The organism is Lentzea sp. JNUCC 0626, assembly GCF_043632865.1.
Lineage (GTDB): Bacteria > Actinomycetota > Actinomycetes > Mycobacteriales > Pseudonocardiaceae > Lentzea.
The window spans coordinates 978,710-994,913 of record NZ_CP171635.1; the positions used below are offsets into that span (position 1 = coordinate 978,710).

A 16,204-nucleotide genomic window follows, 5' to 3' on the forward strand; every position below is an offset into this window, starting at 1 on the left:
AACCCACGAAAGTGGGGCTAGCCAAGGGCTTGTGCGGGTTATGGGGCCTACCGAAATGCAGTATCGGACACACCCGTTCGTGGCCGAACCAAGCCTGAACGGCGGATCGCCGGTTGGGCCGACAGCTGCAAGGGTCTGTTCCTGTTCGGCAGTGAGCGTTTCAACGAACAGGAGCCACCTAGGTCATGGCGAGCCCCACTGTGAAGCCGGTTCTGCGCACCGACTACCAGCGTTCCGTCGCGGACTACTGGAACAAGGAGAAGGACCCGGTCAACATCAAGCTCGGCGAGGTGGACGGGCTGTACCACCACCACTACGGGCTCGGCCAGTACGACCCGGCGGTGCTGGAGGCGCCCGCCGACATCCGCGACCAGGTGATGATCGCGGAGATGCACCGCCTGGAGACCGCGCAGGCCGAGGTGCTGCTCGACGCGTTCGGCGACCTGCCGGCGAACCCGCACCTGATGGACGGCGGTTCCGGCCGCGGCGGCACGAGCTTCATGGCCAACGCGAGGTTCGGCGCGCGCATCGACGGCGTCAGCATCTCCGAGGAGCAGGTGGCGTTCGCCAACAACCAGGCGAAGGAACGCGGCGTCGCGAACGACGTCAAGTTCCACTTCAAGAACATGCTCGACACGGGCTTCGAAACCGGCTCGTTCAACGGCATCTGGACCAACGAGACCACGATGTACGTGGACCTCCAGCAACTCTACGGCGAGTTCGCCCGCCTCATCGCCCCCGGCGGCCGCTACGTCTGCATCACGGGTTGCTCCAACGACCTGACGGGTATGCGTTCCCGCGCGGTCAGCCAGATCGACCAGCACTACATCTGCAACATCCACCCGCGCAGCTACTACTTCAGGGCGTTGGCGGACAACGGCTTCGTCCCGATCAGCGTCGTCGACCTGACCCCGGAGACCATCCCGTACTGGGAACTGCGGGCCCAATCGTCGGTCGCCACCGGCGTGGAGGACCCGTTCCTCACCGCGTACAAGGAAGGCAGCTTCCACTACCTCCTGATCGTCGCGGACCGCATCTGATGAAGGACCTCCTCACCGGGCCGTCCGGGCTGGGCACCTCTGCTGCCCGGCTCGGGCGGCCCGAGGTCGTGGACCTCCCACCGGAACCGGGCTACGCGGAACGCCCCTGGGGTGACGGCACAGCACCCCCGCTCTACGTACCGGTCCTGGAACGCGAAGACCCACTCCTGGCGGCCGCAGTGGACGAACGCCTGGTCGCCTGGGCAGCCGACTGCGGCTTCGAGGAACCGGAACGCTTCCTGGGCGGCATGTTCGGCCGACTCGCAGTGCTCACCCACGTCGACACCAACGACGTGGACCAACTGCTGATCGCGGCCCGCCTGAACGCCGCGTGGTGGGCGGCCGACGACCTCTACGCCGACGACACCGAAATGGGCGCGATCCCAGCCGAACTACCGCCACGGCTTGCCCTGGCAATGGCGGCAATGGACCCGGTAGCCCCGGCCGCCGAGTTCACCACCGCGTTGGAAGAGCGAATCGCCTCCGACCCGGTACTCGTAGGCCTGCGCTCAGGCATCGCCCACCTCACCTCGCGCTCCACCGCGACCATCGTGCAACGCGTCTGCTACTCGACGTTCGCGATGTTCGTGTCGTGGGGCGCCTACGCGGCGTGGCGCCACACCGGCAACTACCCACCCGCCTGGCAATACCTCGCAACCCGGCAACACGACACCTTCTACACGTCGATGACACTCATCGACGCCGTAGGAGGCTACGAACTACCCGCACCGCTCTACTACGACCCCCGCGTACGCCAACTCCTCACCGCAGCGGGCACGGCATCGGTGATCGTGAACGACCTGGTGTCGGTGGAAAAGGACGCCGCCGACGAGAAACCGGTGTGCAACATGGTGTTGCAGATCGCGGCAGACCAGGAGTGCTCGATCGCCGAGGCCACCGAACGCACCGTGGAGCTGCACAACCAGCTGGTGCGGGACTTCGAGGCGGGCCACAGGGCGCTGCTGTCCGTACCTTCCCTTGAACTGCACCGCTTCCTGAAGGGCACCAAGGCCTGGATGGGCGGCGGCTTCGAATGGCACACCACGCACCCGCGCTACAAGTAGCCCGCAGGGGCAGGGGAGGGCGCGAGAGCTGGAGGGAGCGGCGGCGGAGCCAACAAGATTGCGGAAATGGTGGTGTCAACAGCAGTCGCCAACGCAAGGTGACCACCGTCTTGGTCCGGCGCGCGCATGCAACCGGCAGCCACCAACGCACGCCAACCACCTACGAATCCTGGCGTGGCGAAGCGAAGCGAGCCCGAACGGGCTGCTACCAGGTTGGGTAGCGGTAAACCCCGCTCATGGCGATTGGGGCTTTACCTTGAGGGGGCGGGATGCCAACCTGTCCGGTCCGGCCGGGGCGCTTTCACCCCGGCTTTGAGGCCGCGAACGCATCCCGCCAGAGGCTCAAGGTCAAGCCCCAATCGCAACCCACTTCATTCGTCATTGCCTGATGGACCACCCTCGCAAGGTGAGTCGAACTGTGGGACGCAAGCAACCCGCCGCAGCCACTCAACACGCGCCGCACGAGCACGCCGCGACAACACGGCCTCAGGCACAAGCTGATCAAACCCGTGACACCCACCCGGCCACACGTGCAACTCGGCATCCCCACCGGCCTGCCAAATCCGGGACGCATAGGCAACCGCCTCATCCCGGAACACATCCACCGACCCCACATCGACATAGGTAGGCGGCAGACCCTCAAGACTGACCGCTCGAGCCGGCGCAGCAAACGGCGACACATCCGGCCCTCCACGAGCCTCACCGAGCAACGCCGTCCACCCGGTGAGGTTCGACGCGCGCACCCAGGTGGTCCCGGCCAGGAACTGGTGACTGGACGGCGTCTCACACCGATCGTCGAGCATCGGGCACATCAACAGCTGCCCGCGAACCACCGGCCCACCGAAGTCGCGGGCCATCAGAACAACTGCCGCCGCAAGCCCACCACCCGCCGATGTCCCGGCGACGACAGGCTCAGCGAAACCGTTGCGCTCCATCCACTTCAACGTGCGGTAGCAATCCTCCACAGGCGCCGGATGCGGATGCTCAGGCGCAAGCCGGTACTCAGGCGAAACCAGCACAACGCCCAGCTCAGCCACCCACTCAGCCAACACGTGCAAGTCGGAACGACGAGTTCCCGCCACCATCCCGCCCCCGTGGATGTGGAGAACAGGCGGCCCAACAGCACCAGTAGGCCGAAGCACGAGCACCGGCACCCCGTCCGCATCCTCCTCGGAGAACGCAACCACCCCACCCCGACCCAACTCGGCATCGGTGACCACCCGCCCGTGCTCCCGCCGCCAAGCAATCCGATCGGCAGTCAACGGCGGCAAGGAGAAATCCACCCCAGCCGCGATCTCCGGATCGATCACCCCTTCACCCCGGTGTGCGCAAGCCCTTCGATGAACTGCCGCTGAGCCACCACGAACACCACCAGAATCGGCACAGCGGTCATGGTCGCCGCAGCCAACTGAACGTTCCACATCGGCCCACCGTAGATGTCCACGAACTGGGTCAAAGCCTGAGGCAACGTGAACATGTCCGGTGTGGACAGATAGACGATCGGCTCCAGGTAAAGATTCCAGGAGTGCAGAAACGTGAAGATGGCAACGGCACCCAAGGCGGGCCGGGACAACGGCAACGCGATCCGGTAGAAGATCCCGGCCCGCCCCAGCCCGTCCATCCGCGCCGCCTCCTCCAACTCAGGCGGCAACGCGACGAAGAACTGCCGCATGATGAAGATCGCCAGCACGCAAGGCGCCCCGAAGACCGGCACGATGATCAACGGCCAGTGCGTGTTCGTCATCCCCAACGACTGGAACATCTGGAACAACGGCACGATCGTGACCTCGCTGGGAATGAGCAACCCGGTCAGCACCACCACGAACAGCACGTTCTGCCCGGGGAACCGAATGCGCGCGAACGCGTACCCGGCCAACGCCGCCACCACCATCGTCCCCGCGGTGACGATCACCGCGATGTACAAGCTGTTCCAGTACTGCTGCCCGAAGGGTTGCATGCGGAACACGGTCGAGTAAGTCGAGAACGTCCACTCCGACGGCAGCAACGACTCCGAGAAGATCTCGGAGATCGGCTTCATCGAAGACGTGACCATCCACCACGTCGGGAACACGAACGGCACGCACAGCAGGCACAGCAGCCCGTACAGCCACACCTTACGACTCATGGAGCACCCACTTCCGGCGCATCCGCCACTGCACCAGCGTCAAAGCGGCGACGATGACGAACAGCAGCACCGAGATCGTCGCACCGTAGCCGAAGTGGTGGAACTGGAACGCCTGCTGGTACAGGTAGTAGATCAACACCGTGGTGGACGTGCCGGGCCCGCCCTGGGTGAGCACCGCGATCTGCGCGAAAACCTGCAACGAGCCGACGATCGTGATGATCGACGTGAGCAGGATCGTCGGACTGATCAACGGGATCGTGATGCGCCGGAACCGCGTCCACGCCCCGGCCCCGTCGATCTTCGCCGCCTCGTACAGCGGCGCCGGAACCCCTTGCAGGGCAGCGAGGAACAGCACCATGTTCAGGCCGACGTTCTTGATCACCTGCACGACGATCACCGACACCATGGCCGAGGACTCGCCGCGCAGCCAGTTGGGGCCGCTGAGACCGAACACCCCGAGCAGGTCGTTCACGCTGCCCTCGGGCTGGAGCATCAGCTGCCACACCAACGTCCACGCCACCAGCGACACCAGCACGGGCGAGAAGAACAAGGTGCGGAAGAAGGTCGTGCCGCGCAGCTTCTGGTTGAGCAGCACCGCGAGCAGCAACGCCAGCGACAGGTTCAGCACCACCAGCCCGGCCGCGAACCAGGCCGTGGCGACGAGCGAGTCGCGCAGCTTCTCGTCGGCCAGCAGCCGCGCGTAGTTCTCGCCGCCGATGAACTCGAAGGTGCCGCCGAGCACGTTCCACTCGTTGAGGCTGTACCAGCCGACCATGCCCAGCGGGATCAGCACGAACGCGAGGCTGCCGAGCAGAGCGGGCGCGACGAACAGGTAGCCGACCAGGTTGTCGCGCCTGCGATACGTCCAGAACGTCACGAGCGCTCCAGCAGCGGCTTGATCTTCGAGCACACGCCTTCGAGCACGGAAGAGACGTTCGCGTCCGGCTTCCACATCGGGTCGAGGGCCGCGCGGATCGTCTGGTTGAGTTCTTCCTGGCCCTGGTGGCTCGGCTTCACGACGCCCTTGCTGATGCCGTCGATCACGACCGACTGGAGTTGCTCGGGCTTGATCAGCGGGTTGCTCTTGGCGAGCGTGTCGGCGTTGAGCAGCGACTGGCGGACCGGCGGGAAGAACTGCGCGAGCTTCGCCGAGTTGGCCGCGTTGGTGAAGAAGCCGAGGAAGTCCGCGGCCGCCTCGGCGTTCTTCGAGCGCTTCAGCACGCCCACGCCCGCCTGGCCGATCACCGCGTAGTCACCCTTCGGGCCCTTGGGCAACGGCAGCAGCGTCCAGCCGAACTTGGCGTCCTTCAACGCACCCGCGCGCGAGATCTGGCTGATGGCCATCGCCGCGTCGCCCGCGAAGAAGTCCACGGTCGTGCCGGGGCCGGGGATCGACTTGTCGGTGAAGATCGCCTTGTGGACGAACGTCATGGCGTCCTTCATCTCCTGGCTCGCGAACCCGCACTGCTTGCCGTCGTCGCTCCACGCCTGAGCGCCCCAGCCGCGCCAGATCGCCGACAGCACCGCCCAGTTCTGGTACTTGAAGTCGGGCAGCACCAGGTTCTTGCCGGCGGCCGCGGCGACGGCCTCGTCCCAGGTCGCCGGCAGGTCCTCGACCAGGTCGGTGTTGACGAACAGGCCGAACGGCGAGGTCGAGAACGGGTAGGCGAACAGCTCGCCGTCCTTCTCCCACAGCTTTGTGGCGGACGGGACGAGCTCGTCGGCCTTCTCCACCTTGGCCTTGATGGGCGCGAGTGCTCCGGACGACACGAAGTCCGGCGCGGACTCCTCGAGGATCCACGCGAGGTCGGGGGCGTTGCCGCCGGCGATCTGGGTGGTGAGGGTCGTGGTGTAGCCGTCGGCCGGGATCGAGTCGAACTTGATCTCGGTGACGTCCGGGTGCGCCGCCTTGTACTCGGTCGCGATCTCGTTGAGCAGCTTGAGATGCGCTTCGTTGGCGGTCCACACGGTCATGCGCAGCGTCTTCGGCCCGGACTGCGCCGAGGAGCCGGAACACGCGGTGAGCGCTAGCAGCGCTGTGACGACGAGCGCGAGAAGCCTGGACATCGTTGTCTCCCTGAGGCTTTAGTAACCGGACACGTCCGGCCAGCGGAGCTCGACCCCGTCGCGTTCCAGCCGGTGCTGGAAGTCCGCGAGCAGGGCGGGGGTGTTGCGCACCGCACGAGGGGTGACTCGGTGCGCCAGGCAGAAGTCCGCGAGCGCGCCCGCGACCTCGCCGACGTTCCACTCGACCGGGTGCAGCCGGTGGGAACCGTTGGTGATGTGGGTGGTGCCGATGTTCTTGCCCGCGGGCAGGAGGTTCTCGACGCGCTGGGGGATGAGCGCGCCGAGCGGGATCTCGAACGGGCAGCTCGCGATGTCGAGATAGTTGTCGCCGCCGGTCGACGGGTGCAGGTCGATGCGGTACATGCCCACGCCCACCGCGTCGGCGTGCTGCACCGCGCCCTTGTCGCCGCGCACGGCCAGAGAGAGGTCCTGCTCGACGATCGTGTACTCGGTGCGCATCCGCCGCGACTCGCGGATGTACGGCGCCTGCGCCAGGCCGTCCGCGCTGCCGGTGACGTCGCCGCGCAGCCGCAGGCCCGGGAACCCCGTGCCGCCGTCGGGCCGGGGTGCCTCGGTCTGGAGCCAGTACAGGACGGACTTCGACAGCTCCCGGGCCGCCGCGACGTGCGCGTCGGCGTCCGGCACGTCGATCACCGGCGACTCGAAGTAGTCGATCATCGGCCAGTTGACCAGGCAGATGTCGCTCGCGTAGGCGCCCTCGACGAAGTTGCGGCGGGCGGCGATGCGGCGGAACGTCCACAGGTTGCTGTCGCCCGCGCTCAGCCGCTGGTCCGACAGCACCGACAACGGGTCGTCGTCCGGGTTCGGCGTGAACGTGCGCTCGGCGATGTTGAGCGTGCGCGGGTCGGGGGAGCGGAACGACAACATCCGGTCACCCCAGTAGGAAGGCTGGTACTCGCGCCAGAAGTCGTAGCGGGAGGGACGGTCGATCGTGTGGTCGCCGTCGACGTGGTCGATCGCGAAGCACACCGACATCGCCTGCATGTTCGTCGGCTGGGAGACTTCGGGCGCGCTGGGCTCGCCGGTGTCCAGTGTGGACTCGAAGCCCGTCACGTACTCCGTGCCGGACAACGGCAGCAGCTCACCGGTCTCGGTCGCGTCGAGGACGTACGGCGCCGCGAGCTCGACCTCGGACCCGTTGTGCTCGACGGTGACGGACACGATCCGGTCGCCGTCGGTGCGCGCGGAGATCGGCCGAGCGGGTTGTAAGACCGTGAGCAGACCGCTGCCCCGGTACGGCGCCAGCATCTCGTCGATCACGGCGACGGCCACGCGCGGTTCGTGGCACAGGCGGCTGACGTTGCCCGCGCCGGGGTTGAGCTCACGCCACACCCGCGCCTGAGGCGTCAGCGGGTAGTGGCGGCGGTAGTAGTCGCGGATGCCGTCGCGCAACGCCCGGTAGGACGCGGTGACGCCGAAGCGTTCGACCCAGCTGTGCTCGTCCGGGGGCACGGCCTGGCTGGTGAGCTGCCCGCCGAGCCACTCGAACTCCTCGGTGAGCACGACCCGGCGTCCGGCGCGCAGCACCGCGAGGGCTGCGGCGACGCCGCCGAGTCCGCCGCCGATGACGACGACGTCAGGGTTGTGGGACAAGACGTTCCTCCAGAAACTCAGCCGAGCGTGGTGCCTTCGACGAACTCGCAGGCCAGCAACTCCTGCGGGGTGGTGCCGTGTTCGAGCACCTCGGTCAGGGCCTGCACGGCCCGCCGTCCCATCTCCCGGCGCGGGATGTGGAACCCGGTCAGCGCGATGTCGTCCGGCGCGGGCCTGGTGGCCGCCCCGAGCGTGAGCACGGACAGATCACCGGGGACCGACAGGCCGCGCTCGCGGGCGGCGAGGACGAGCGCGGCACCGTCGGAGACCTCCTCGGCGAGCACGCATGTGACCCCGCTGTCGCGCAGTTGGTCGAGCCCGGCGAACTGCACGTGCGTTCCTTCAAGTCCTCGTGCCGCAACGGCCTGCTTGAAGCCGCGCAACCGGTCGGCCGACGACTCCGCGCCCGTGCCGGCCCCGACGTAGGCGAACTTCCGATGGCCCAAGGCAACCGCCCGGTCCACCAGGTCGCGCACGGCGGCGGGGTAGTCGGCGCCGACGTGCGGCACCGGCCCGCCCGCGTCGTCCCGGCGGCCGATCGACACGAACGGGATGGCCTCCGCCACGAGTTGCGCGAGGTCGTCGCGGTCGACCGTGCGACCGAGCAGCACGCACCCGTCCGCGAGCCGGATCCTGTTGTCGTCGTTGAAGATCCGCCGCCGCCCGCCCGCCGCCTTGGCGCTGGTGAACAGCAGCAGGTCGCAGCCCACCTCCTCGGCCTGCTCCTCGATGCCCTCGAGGAACGGCTGGTAGAAGTCGGCGCGGGTGCTCGGGAAGACGGCCTCGTAGGTGAACACGCCGAGGATGCGGTTGCGCTGGTCGTGCAGGCGGCGCGCGATCGGGTTCGCGACGTACCCGGTCCGGCGGATGACCTCCAGGACCCGGGCACGGGTCTCGTCGGCGATCCGGACGCCGCTGTCGGTCCGGTTGTTGAGCACCAGGGACACCGTGGCCTGGCTGACGCCCGCCATCCGCGCGATGTCCTGCTGGGTGAGCCTCTTGGCCATTGAACACCTGCCAATTCGAATTGGCACGGAGTCTGCGCCAGCACCAGCGCCGCCGTCAACCCTGTAATAATTCGAATTAGCACCTTGACGGGCCGGGTGTGGGGGAGCGAGGGTGTTCCGCCAAGGAGGTAGGCCCGTGAACGCACTCAGCCGTCGCAGCCTCATCACCGGCGCGACCGCGGCCGGACTGCTCGCCGCTCTGCCCGTGACAGCACACGCCTTGCCCGCACCCCCGCCCGTGACGCCCCGCCGCCGCGCCTTCGCACCCGACGAACAGCGGTTCGCGCAGTACCTGATGCTGGTCTCGCCGATGGTCGCCGACATGAACTCGGCCGGGTTCTTCGGCGGTGGCTGGTGGCGCAGCCCGAACGTCCCGCACAACGCCCGCGTCCAGGAGCACGTCTACACACTGGCGTGGTTCGCGACGCGGTCCCGCCCGTGGAACCCGTACCGCGGCAACGCCCAGGTGCTCGCCGCGCTGGACGCCGGGCTCGGCCACTACCTCGGGCTCCAGCACGCCGACGGCTCGTGGCCCGAGTACTCGCCCGACCAGCACTCGCTCGCCGCGACCGGGTTCGCGATGGGCTACCTGAGCAAGACGAACGCCCTGCTCCGGAGCGCTCGGATGTTGCCGGCCCGGCAGAAGCAGATCTCCGCCGCACTGCACCGGGCCATGACGTGGTTCCTCGACCCGTCCACCGGCACGGTCTGGCAGTCGCCGCTGACCTGGGCGAACCAGACCACCTCCGGGCTCGCCGGCGCCGCGCTGGCGTTGCGGCAGGACCCCGATCCGGTGCTGCGCGGGCGGCTGACCGAGGCGTTCCGCAGGCTGGCGGTCGTCGGGCAGAGCCCGGCCGGTTTCTTCTACGAGGAGTCCGGCGCCGACACGAACTACAACTTCGAGGTGATGCTGCCGGAACTCGCCGACGCGTGGCGGCAGACCGGCGACCGCAACCTCGTCACCATGACCCGCAGGTACACCGACTGGCTCGGCTACAACCTGCTGCGCGAACCCGACGGCTCCGGCTGGTTCGCCAACATCGCCACGAACTCGCGCACGTCCTCGAAGTTCTACGCCGACGTCCGCCCCGACCCCGAACGCACGGCGTTGAACGCCCAGTTCGTGCCGGAGGTGGCCGACCTGGCGGCGTTCATGTCGAGCCGCGAGGACCTGGCTGCCGCCCGCAGGGCCTGGGCAGTGTCGCCGGACCCGATCCCCGCGCTCGCCAAGCAGGACACGTCCCCGCGGATCCTCGCGCACGCGATGTACGGCGAGCGCTATCCGAGTCGTGCCCAGCGCACGGCGGCCATCGCGCGCTTGCCGTACCGGCGGGGGCACTTCACCGAACGCCGCAGCGACCAGGGGCAGGACTTCCTGTTCGTGCGCCGGCCCCGGTGGTACGTCGGCGGTTACTTCGGGACGCGCCGCGCGACCTCGTTGGCGCGCACGGGGTTGACGTTCCTGTGGCACCCGGTCGCGGGCACACTCGTGCAGTCGATGAACAACAACAACCACGCGTGCTGGGCCACGGTGTTCCCCGGCCAGAAGCCGGACTCCGACGGCGTGCAGCAGGCGGAGTTCCTCGGCGGCGAGCCCTACCGGTTCCGGTATCGCACGCCGTCCGGGTCGGTGGTGACGGAGGTGACCGTCGGCGACCGCGTCACCCGGACCGTGCGCGCGCAGACCGCCGCCACCGAGCAGATTCCCTTGGTGGTCAAGGATTCCGATGTCGTCGCATTGGACGGTCGCGGACTGACGCTCACCCGCGGCCGCACGGTGGTCCGGTTCGGCTGGGGGAGGGCGCTGGAACCGCAACTGCGGCCCGCCTCCACGATCACGTATCCGGGACGGCGGATGCACATCCTGACCGTGCCGCACGACGGGACGTTCGACCTCGTGGTTTCGGTGCGTTAGTCCACAATGGACTACCGGTTCACCCTGATGTCCTAACGCTCGAAGGCATGTCCGTGCAGCTCACGGGGTATTCGATGTGCCCAAACCCATTTGGTCCCCATCCGTGAGGGAGTGGTTGTGATGGCCCACGTGCGCCGCATCGTCGACATCCACACCGGAGACGAGTTCGATCAACCGGTTCCCTTCGGCCTGGTGTACCCGATCTGCACCGCGGACGGCGAGGCACCGCCGAGTCAGCGCGGCCGCACGTGGGAGCACCTCGTCGCGAGCGACCGCGAACTGCGTCAGGTGTCCTGAAGGTTTGACGGCGCTCGCGGCGGGTACTCGTGCGCGGGCGCGTCAAGCAGTCGGCGCGGGATCGCTCCGGCTGTGAAGGCAGATGACCATGAGGACCGAACTCGAAGAGCTCGACAACGCCGTGTGCGCCGCACTGGGAGGTGCCGACGACGCCCGGCGAGGCCTCAAAGCGGCGCTGGCGGCGTGCACGGCCGCCGACGTCGCCGTGCCCGCGCAGATCACCGGCTGCCTCCAGGCCGCGGATGAGCACCTGGGCTACGGCGAGCGGATGGAGGCGCGGACGTTGCTGACCGTCGCCCACCGCCTGCTCTCCCGCACGTCTCCCCGTCCGGTCGTGCTGCCGGGGCCGCGCGAAGTCGATCGTGTCAAAGGCTCCGCGCGCGGGTAACCGGTGATCGTGGACATCAAGCACGAAGTGCCCCAGGAAGTGGCCAGGGTCGAGTCGTCACTGCTGGCGAGCTACCCCGACTACCTCGACGCCCAACGGCTCGTGGACCGGATGTCCGACGACGGGTTCCCCGTGGAGAGCGTCCGGATCATCGGCGAGGGCGTCCGCACGGTCGAGCAGGTGACCGGCCGGATGACGCGGGGCCGCGCGGCCGTGATGGGCGCGGCCAGCGGTGCCTGGTTCGGTGTGTTCATCGGCCTGCTGTTCGGGCTGTTCACCACGGACACGGCCTGGGGCTGGTTCCTGGCGATCAGCGTCGTCGTCGGCGCGTTCTGGGGCGGTGTGTTCGGGTTCGTGGCGCACTGGAGCACGCGCGGCCGTCGTGACTTCGCGAGCACGATGACGTTGCAGGCACGCCGGTACGAGGTGCACGTCGACGCGGAACGGGCCGCCGAGGCCGCGCGTTACGTGCTCTGAGAACCGCCGACGCTCACCCGCACGGTGAACCCGTCGCCGTCGCGGCCCATCGCCACGTAGTCGCACGTGCGGTGCAGGATCCACAGCCCTAGTCCGGCCGACAGCGTCTCCTTGGTGGGCATCAGCCCCGCCAGCGGGTCGGTCGGGCCAGGGCCCTGGTCTGTCACCGACACGACCACCCGCGACCCGGCGGCCCAGAGACGGAACCGGACCGGGGCGATGCCGTGCGTCAGGCCGTTCGTGACGATCTCGCTGGCCGCGTAGACGACGTCGTGCGCGTCGTCCTCGTCCAGTCCCAGCGGCTCGATGGCCGTGCCGACGGCCTCCCGCACGGCACCCGCTGTCAGGTCGAGGAGCTCGACCAGCGGCACGCCTGCCTCGAGCGGATCGGTGACCTGCGCCGTGGCGGCCAGCCCCTCGCGGTAACCGGGGTTGGGCTCGTGCGTGCCGGGCGCCGAGGTGATGTTCGGGTGCGTGCTGAGCACGTCGGCCAGTACGCCTTCAGGTGTCGTCCTCGTGTCGTACGGACACAGCCCCCACACCGGGAACTCCGCGTACGCCCGGTTGACAGCGGCCTCGTAGCGCGCCCACCAGTCCCAACACGCGCCCACGCCGGAGTGCGGCACGTCGCCGACCACGCGCATCTGCTGCGCGCCGCTCGCCGTGTGCTCGGCGAACAGGGCGCGGAAGCGGGCGATCGACTCGGACGGCCGGGAGTACTGGTCGGCACCGGGCAGGTACATCACGGCCGCGTCGCCGAGCGCACCGCGCAGCAGAGCAGTGTTGTGCTCCGTGCACGCCACGACCGACGGCTCGCCCGCGCGCAGGCCGCCCTCGACGAACGGCACGGCGTGTGCGAGGAACTCGTCGTCAGAGCCGTAGAAGGCGGTCTCGTGGAAGAAACCGGTCACGGCGACCGATGTTACGCGCGCCGGGCCCGAGGCATCCGGGGGAACCTGTCCTGCGAACGGCACTCACACGTCGAGTGCGCTACGGTTCTTGCGGGTTGAGCAGCCAGCCCGTGTGACGGCCGTGCGTGCCGTCCCAACTGGAGGTTGCCACGTGCTCCCCATCGGCCAAGTACCGTTCCGCACGAACTGCGAGAGCACGGGCGTCTCCACCCTCGTCCGCGTCGGCGGTGAGGTCGACTGTTCGACGGCCCCTGAGCTGGCCGAATGCCTCACCCGGGCGGTCGAGGCGGTCATCCCGCCCGCGCCCGTCGTCGTCGATCTGAGCGGTGTCCGGTTCCTCGGCGCCCAGGGCATCGGCCTGCTGCTCGACCACCAGGACCTGTGCCTGCGCCGCGGCAGCGCGCTGGTGGTCGTCGCGAACACCGCCGCGGTGCTGCGGCCCTTGCGGGCCCTCGAACTGATGAGCGTGCTGGGCGTCCGGTCCTCGGTGCTCGAGGCGCTGGCGCCGGAGATTCCCGCCCAGGCCTAGGCCCTTTCGGCTGCGCTGCGCAGCACGCAGAACTCGTTGCCCTCGGGGTCGGCGAGCACCGCCCAGCCCGTGCCGTCGGGCTCGCGGTGGTCGCCGACGAACGTCGCGCCGAGCCCGAGCAACCGCTCGACCTCCTCGTCCCGCGTGGTGTCCGGGCGCAGGCAGAGGTGCAGCCGGTTCTTGCCGCTCTTGGGCTCCGGCACCTCGTTGAAGTACAGCACCGGCCCCTCGGCCAGCAGCACCTCGCACTCCCGGTCACCCGGCTTGTCCTCGGGGTGCAGCGGGCGACCGGTGACCGCGCTCCAGAACGACGCGAGCTCGTAGGCGTTCCGGCAGTCGATCGCCACGTTCTGCAGCACCGAGGTCATGCACCTGATCCTAGTTCGTCCACAGTGGAGTCAGAGCATCGGCGGCATCAGCCGGTAGCTCTCGGAGTAGTACTCGCCCGAGCGTTCGCGGTAGCCGTCGTGGTCGTGCGGGTCGTACGGCGGCGCGTTCTTGATCTGCTCCTTGGTGCGGTCGACGTGGACCTTGCGTTCCTCGTGGTCCACGTGCCGCACGGTGCCGACGGGCAGCACCACCTTGTTGCCGAAGATCCACGGCCCGGTGTCGACCATCAGGCAGTCGTGCGGCACCTTCGCGTTGTCCTCGTGGATCTTGCCGATGCCGCCGTCGGTCGCCTCGACGTCGTAGCCGATCAGGCCGGTGTCGGGGCGATCCGTCAGGTCCGGCTCGGGTTCGCCGGCCCACGACGGATCGCGCCACAGCCACGGGATGAACGGGACGGGTTGCATGTCGGCCTCCTCAGGTCCGCCATGGGGTACCCCGTCACGCCCGGTCGAGGAACTTCTTCATCATCGAGATCTGCGCGGTCCGCGACTTGTCGATGCGGTCCGCGAGATCCTTCACCTCCTGGCTGGCCCCGCTGCCGGTCTCCCAGCGGGCCATCTGCACGGCGTCGTCCTGGTGCGCGATCATCACGTTGGCCAGGCGCTGGTCGAACTCCGCGCCCCGCAACGCCGACAGCCGTTCGATCTCCTTCGGGTCGGACTCGCGCATGCCGCCGTGGCCCGCGTGCGCGTCGGGCGGTGCGGTCAGCGGTTCGCCCCACGACGTCAGCCAGGTCCGCATCGTGTCGGCCTCGGTCACCTGGGTCTTCTCGATCGCGGCGGCGAGCATGCGCAGTTCCTCGTCCTGCGCGCGGTCCTTCGCGAGCGCGACCATCTCCACTCCCTGCTGGTGATGGGGAAGCATCATCTGCAGGAACATCACGTCCAGCGGATCGCCGCGCAACACGGCGTCCGACTGCGTCGAAGCGCAGCCGGACACCATGAAGGCGAGCACCAGCAGGAAGAACCGCATCAGAGGCGTCGCCACAGGGCGGGCGTGTTCGGCGGTTCCCAGCCGGCGAGGGCGGTGTGCGCGAGCTGGCACTCGTAGCTCACGCCGCCGTAGGTGACGCGGTTGCCGATCGAGTACGTCGTGCCCGCGGCCCACGTGCCACCGGCCGGCGGCTGCGTCGTGGTGGTCGTGGTCGTGGGCGGCTGGGTCGTCGTCGTGGTCGTCGGCGGGTTGGTGGTGCCGCCGCCGAAGTCGACGTCCGAGCAGGTGTAGAACGCCTCGTTGCTGCCCACCACGCGCTGCCAGATCGAGTAGAGGATGTGGCGGCCGGAGCGGTTCGGCAGGTTCAGCGTCCAGTTGGTGAACGTGGACGGGTTCTGGTTGTTGAACGTCTGGAGGTGCACGAGGTCCGACCAGCGCAACGGCATGGTCGGGTTCCAGCCGTCCCTGGTGATGTAGAACTCGAAGTTGCTGTTCGAGTGCGGTGCGGACGCGTGGTACGTCACGGTCAGCGACCCCGGCGAGACGCGCTTGGCGGGCCAGTCTGCGCGTTGCAGGTCGAGACCGCGGTACTTGTCACGACCGGCGCTGCACAGCTTGCCGTCGGGGATGAGCTGGCGGTGGCGCCCGCCGGCCTCGAGCAGCGAGACCTCGTTCCAGTCGTAGTACGCCTGGGTGCCACCGGCGGCGACGGCGGCCTTGCAGGCGTCCGACTTGGGCGTCTCCGGCCCCTCGTTCTTGCACGTGTAGACCCGGCTGGCCGGATCGGACATCGTGCCGTGGGCGATCGCGGGCGTCGTGGGAACGATGAACGCGACGACGATCGCGGTGGTGGCGGACAGGCTCGCTAGGGCAAGCCGAGTGCGTGTCTTCAACTGCGCCTCCTGGCAGGCGGAGGTGGCGATCACTTCCCGGAACAGGAGGTGTTCGCGCGACGGGTCGGCGGCCCTGGTTCACGAGTGTAAACAATTGGTTGAACCATTTCATTGGACCAACCGGGCGAATCGCCCATGCGCGGCGATGAGTTCCGGAGCCACTCACGGTCTGCCTCCACGACGGTTTCGAGGAAGGGTGGATCGACGTGGACCTGCACAGCGTGATGTGCGTGAGCGACCTGGCGCGGTCGCTGGAGTGGTACGGCGTGTTCTTCGGCCGGGCGGCGGACGAGGTCATCGGCGAGGAGCACCTGTGGCGGGTGGGGGAGAACGCGTACGTCGTGCTCGACGCCCGTGACGTGCGAGCTGCCCGTGTGGGCGGATCCATGGTCACTTTCGGGCTGTCTTCGAACGAGTTCGACAGCGCGTTGGAGCGGTTCGCGTCTCACGGCGTGACGCATGGGGCTGTGGAGACGTACTCCAACGGAGTGCAGCACGTCGAAGTGCTCGATCCCGACGGCAACAGTCTGTCGCTCGCGGCACTGCCGTAGGTC

At 68.4% G+C, this 16,204-nt stretch carries 19 protein-coding genes; 8 read left to right on the forward strand and 11 right to left on the reverse strand.

Translation table 11 applies throughout. From position 1 onward, the window contains the following. The first annotated feature begins 185 nt into the window (after positions 1 to 185). Entirely contained in the window at positions 186 to 1,040 is an 855-nt protein-coding gene (locus JNUCC0626_RS04400; RefSeq protein ID WP_394618347.1) for a geranyl diphosphate 2-C-methyltransferase, read from the forward strand. Continuing rightward, positions 1,040 to 2,104 (forward strand): family 2 encapsulin nanocompartment cargo protein terpene cyclase, encoded by a 1,065-nt coding sequence (locus JNUCC0626_RS04405; RefSeq protein WP_394618348.1) that lies wholly within the window; start codon positions 1,040 to 1,042, stop codon positions 2,102 to 2,104. The genes JNUCC0626_RS04400 and JNUCC0626_RS04405 overlap by 1 nt, the downstream gene beginning before the upstream one ends. A 371-nt stretch (positions 2,105 to 2,475) precedes the next feature. Here JNUCC0626_RS04405 and JNUCC0626_RS04410 read toward each other — a convergent pair whose 3' ends face one another. The 6 genes from JNUCC0626_RS04410 to JNUCC0626_RS04435 are packed head-to-tail and all read right to left on the reverse strand — an operon-like array spanning position 2,476 to position 8,917. After that, on the reverse strand, positions 2,476 to 3,414 hold the full coding sequence (locus JNUCC0626_RS04410; RefSeq protein ID WP_394618349.1) for an alpha/beta hydrolase: 939 nt from the start codon (positions 3,412 to 3,414) through the stop codon (positions 2,476 to 2,478). Continuing rightward, a complete protein-coding gene (locus JNUCC0626_RS04415; RefSeq protein ID WP_394618350.1) occupies positions 3,411 to 4,229 on the reverse strand; it encodes a carbohydrate ABC transporter permease in 819 nt (272 codons plus the stop codon). The genes JNUCC0626_RS04410 and JNUCC0626_RS04415 overlap by 4 nt, the downstream gene beginning before the upstream one ends. Continuing rightward, positions 4,219 to 5,106: a carbohydrate ABC transporter permease gene (locus JNUCC0626_RS04420; RefSeq protein WP_394618351.1), complete on the reverse strand. Its 888-nt coding sequence runs from the start codon at positions 5,104 to 5,106 to the stop codon at positions 4,219 to 4,221. The genes JNUCC0626_RS04415 and JNUCC0626_RS04420 overlap by 11 nt, the downstream gene beginning before the upstream one ends. Continuing rightward, on the reverse strand, positions 5,103 to 6,296 hold the full coding sequence (locus tag JNUCC0626_RS04425; RefSeq protein ID WP_394618352.1) for an ABC transporter substrate-binding protein: 1,194 nt from the start codon (positions 6,294 to 6,296) through the stop codon (positions 5,103 to 5,105). Before JNUCC0626_RS04425 ends, JNUCC0626_RS04420 begins: the two co-directional genes overlap by 4 nt. Positions 6,297 to 6,314: 18 nt before the next feature. Continuing rightward, positions 6,315 to 7,910, reverse strand: a complete 1,596-nt coding sequence (locus JNUCC0626_RS04430; protein WP_394618353.1) for an FAD-dependent oxidoreductase — start codon at positions 7,908 to 7,910, stop codon at positions 6,315 to 6,317. A 17-nt stretch (positions 7,911 to 7,927) separates the two neighbouring features. Next, positions 7,928 to 8,917: a LacI family DNA-binding transcriptional regulator gene (locus JNUCC0626_RS04435; RefSeq protein ID WP_394618354.1), complete on the reverse strand. Its 990-nt coding sequence runs from the start codon at positions 8,915 to 8,917 to the stop codon at positions 7,928 to 7,930. A 136-nt stretch (positions 8,918 to 9,053) separates the two neighbouring features. Between JNUCC0626_RS04435 and JNUCC0626_RS04440 the strand changes: the two genes are divergently transcribed. From JNUCC0626_RS04440 to JNUCC0626_RS04455, 4 genes are all read left to right on the forward strand, one after another. Further along, positions 9,054 to 10,832 carry a hypothetical protein gene (locus JNUCC0626_RS04440; protein ID WP_394618355.1) on the forward strand — a complete coding sequence of 593 codons (1,779 nt, stop codon included), beginning with the start codon at positions 9,054 to 9,056 and terminating at the stop codon, positions 10,830 to 10,832. Between the two features lie 120 nt (positions 10,833 to 10,952). Further along, on the forward strand, positions 10,953 to 11,129 hold the full coding sequence (locus JNUCC0626_RS04445) for a hypothetical protein (protein ID WP_394618356.1): 177 nt from the start codon (positions 10,953 to 10,955) through the stop codon (positions 11,127 to 11,129). An 88-nt stretch (positions 11,130 to 11,217) separates the two neighbouring features. Next, complete coding sequence (locus tag JNUCC0626_RS04450) at positions 11,218 to 11,517, forward strand: hypothetical protein (RefSeq protein WP_394618357.1); 300 nt, start codon at positions 11,218 to 11,220, stop codon at positions 11,515 to 11,517. A gap of 9 nt (positions 11,518 to 11,526) precedes the next feature. Further along, positions 11,527 to 11,994 carry a general stress protein gene (locus tag JNUCC0626_RS04455; RefSeq protein WP_394618358.1) on the forward strand — a complete coding sequence of 156 codons (468 nt, stop codon included), beginning with the start codon at positions 11,527 to 11,529 and terminating at the stop codon, positions 11,992 to 11,994. On the opposite strand, the gene JNUCC0626_RS04460 is transcribed toward JNUCC0626_RS04455, so the two are convergent. Then, the gene (locus JNUCC0626_RS04460) at positions 11,982 to 12,905 is read right to left on the reverse strand and encodes an anti-sigma factor RsbA family regulatory protein (RefSeq protein WP_394618359.1); all 924 of its coding nucleotides are present in this window, start codon (positions 12,903 to 12,905) and stop codon (positions 11,982 to 11,984) included. The two genes, JNUCC0626_RS04455 and JNUCC0626_RS04460, sit on opposite strands and share 13 nt — an antisense overlap. A 151-nt stretch (positions 12,906 to 13,056) precedes the next feature. On the opposite strand from JNUCC0626_RS04460, the gene JNUCC0626_RS04465 reads away from it, so the two are divergent. Then, positions 13,057 to 13,434, forward strand: coding sequence for an STAS domain-containing protein (locus JNUCC0626_RS04465; RefSeq protein ID WP_394618360.1), 378 nt, complete (start codon positions 13,057 to 13,059; stop codon positions 13,432 to 13,434). Here JNUCC0626_RS04465 and JNUCC0626_RS04470 read toward each other — a convergent pair. From JNUCC0626_RS04470 to JNUCC0626_RS04485, 4 genes are read right to left on the reverse strand one after another with little or no spacing between them, the layout of a single operon-like run. Further along, positions 13,431 to 13,802, reverse strand: a complete 372-nt coding sequence (locus tag JNUCC0626_RS04470; RefSeq protein WP_394618361.1) for a VOC family protein — start codon at positions 13,800 to 13,802, stop codon at positions 13,431 to 13,433. The genes JNUCC0626_RS04465 and JNUCC0626_RS04470 overlap by 4 nt on opposite strands. 30 nt (positions 13,803 to 13,832) lie before the next feature. Next, positions 13,833 to 14,228, reverse strand: coding sequence for a PRC-barrel domain containing protein (locus JNUCC0626_RS04475; RefSeq protein WP_394618362.1), 396 nt, complete (start codon positions 14,226 to 14,228; stop codon positions 13,833 to 13,835). A gap of 34 nt (positions 14,229 to 14,262) precedes the next feature. Continuing rightward, positions 14,263 to 14,811 carry a DUF305 domain-containing protein gene (locus tag JNUCC0626_RS04480; protein WP_394618363.1) on the reverse strand — a complete coding sequence of 183 codons (549 nt, stop codon included), beginning with the start codon at positions 14,809 to 14,811 and terminating at the stop codon, positions 14,263 to 14,265. Next, the gene (locus JNUCC0626_RS04485; RefSeq protein WP_394618364.1) at positions 14,796 to 15,650 is read right to left on the reverse strand and encodes a lytic polysaccharide monooxygenase auxiliary activity family 9 protein; all 855 of its coding nucleotides are present in this window, start codon (positions 15,648 to 15,650) and stop codon (positions 14,796 to 14,798) included. The genes JNUCC0626_RS04480 and JNUCC0626_RS04485 overlap by 16 nt, the downstream gene beginning before the upstream one ends. A gap of 206 nt (positions 15,651 to 15,856) precedes the next feature. On the opposite strand from JNUCC0626_RS04485, the gene JNUCC0626_RS04490 reads away from it, so the two are divergent. Continuing rightward, on the forward strand, positions 15,857 to 16,201 hold the full coding sequence (locus tag JNUCC0626_RS04490) for a VOC family protein (RefSeq protein WP_394618365.1): 345 nt from the start codon (positions 15,857 to 15,859) through the stop codon (positions 16,199 to 16,201). Positions 16,202 to 16,204: the final 3 nt, after the last annotated feature.

Bases quoted from the DNA above. Each gene is read 5' to 3' on its own strand.
- JNUCC0626_RS04400 (WP_394618347.1), top strand. From the start codon at position 186: ATGGCGAGCCCCACTGTGAAGCCGGTTCTGCGCACCGACTACCAGCGT.
- JNUCC0626_RS04405 (WP_394618348.1), top strand. From the start codon at position 1,040: ATGAAGGACCTCCTCACCGGGCCGTCCGGGCTGGGCACCTCTGCTGCC.
- JNUCC0626_RS04415 (WP_394618350.1), bottom strand. From the start codon at position 4,229: ATGAGTCGTAAGGTGTGGCTGTACGGGCTGCTGTGCCTGCTGTGCGTG.
- JNUCC0626_RS04425 (WP_394618352.1), bottom strand. From the start codon at position 6,296: ATGTCCAGGCTTCTCGCGCTCGTCGTCACAGCGCTGCTAGCGCTCACC.
- JNUCC0626_RS04435 (WP_394618354.1), bottom strand. From the start codon at position 8,917: ATGGCCAAGAGGCTCACCCAGCAGGACATCGCGCGGATGGCGGGCGTC.
- JNUCC0626_RS04445 (WP_394618356.1), top strand. From the start codon at position 10,953: ATGGCCCACGTGCGCCGCATCGTCGACATCCACACCGGAGACGAGTTC.
- JNUCC0626_RS04450 (WP_394618357.1), top strand. From the start codon at position 11,218: ATGAGGACCGAACTCGAAGAGCTCGACAACGCCGTGTGCGCCGCACTG.
- JNUCC0626_RS04470 (WP_394618361.1), bottom strand. From the start codon at position 13,802: ATGACCTCGGTGCTGCAGAACGTGGCGATCGACTGCCGGAACGCCTAC.
- JNUCC0626_RS04475 (WP_394618362.1), bottom strand. From the start codon at position 14,228: ATGCAACCCGTCCCGTTCATCCCGTGGCTGTGGCGCGATCCGTCGTGG.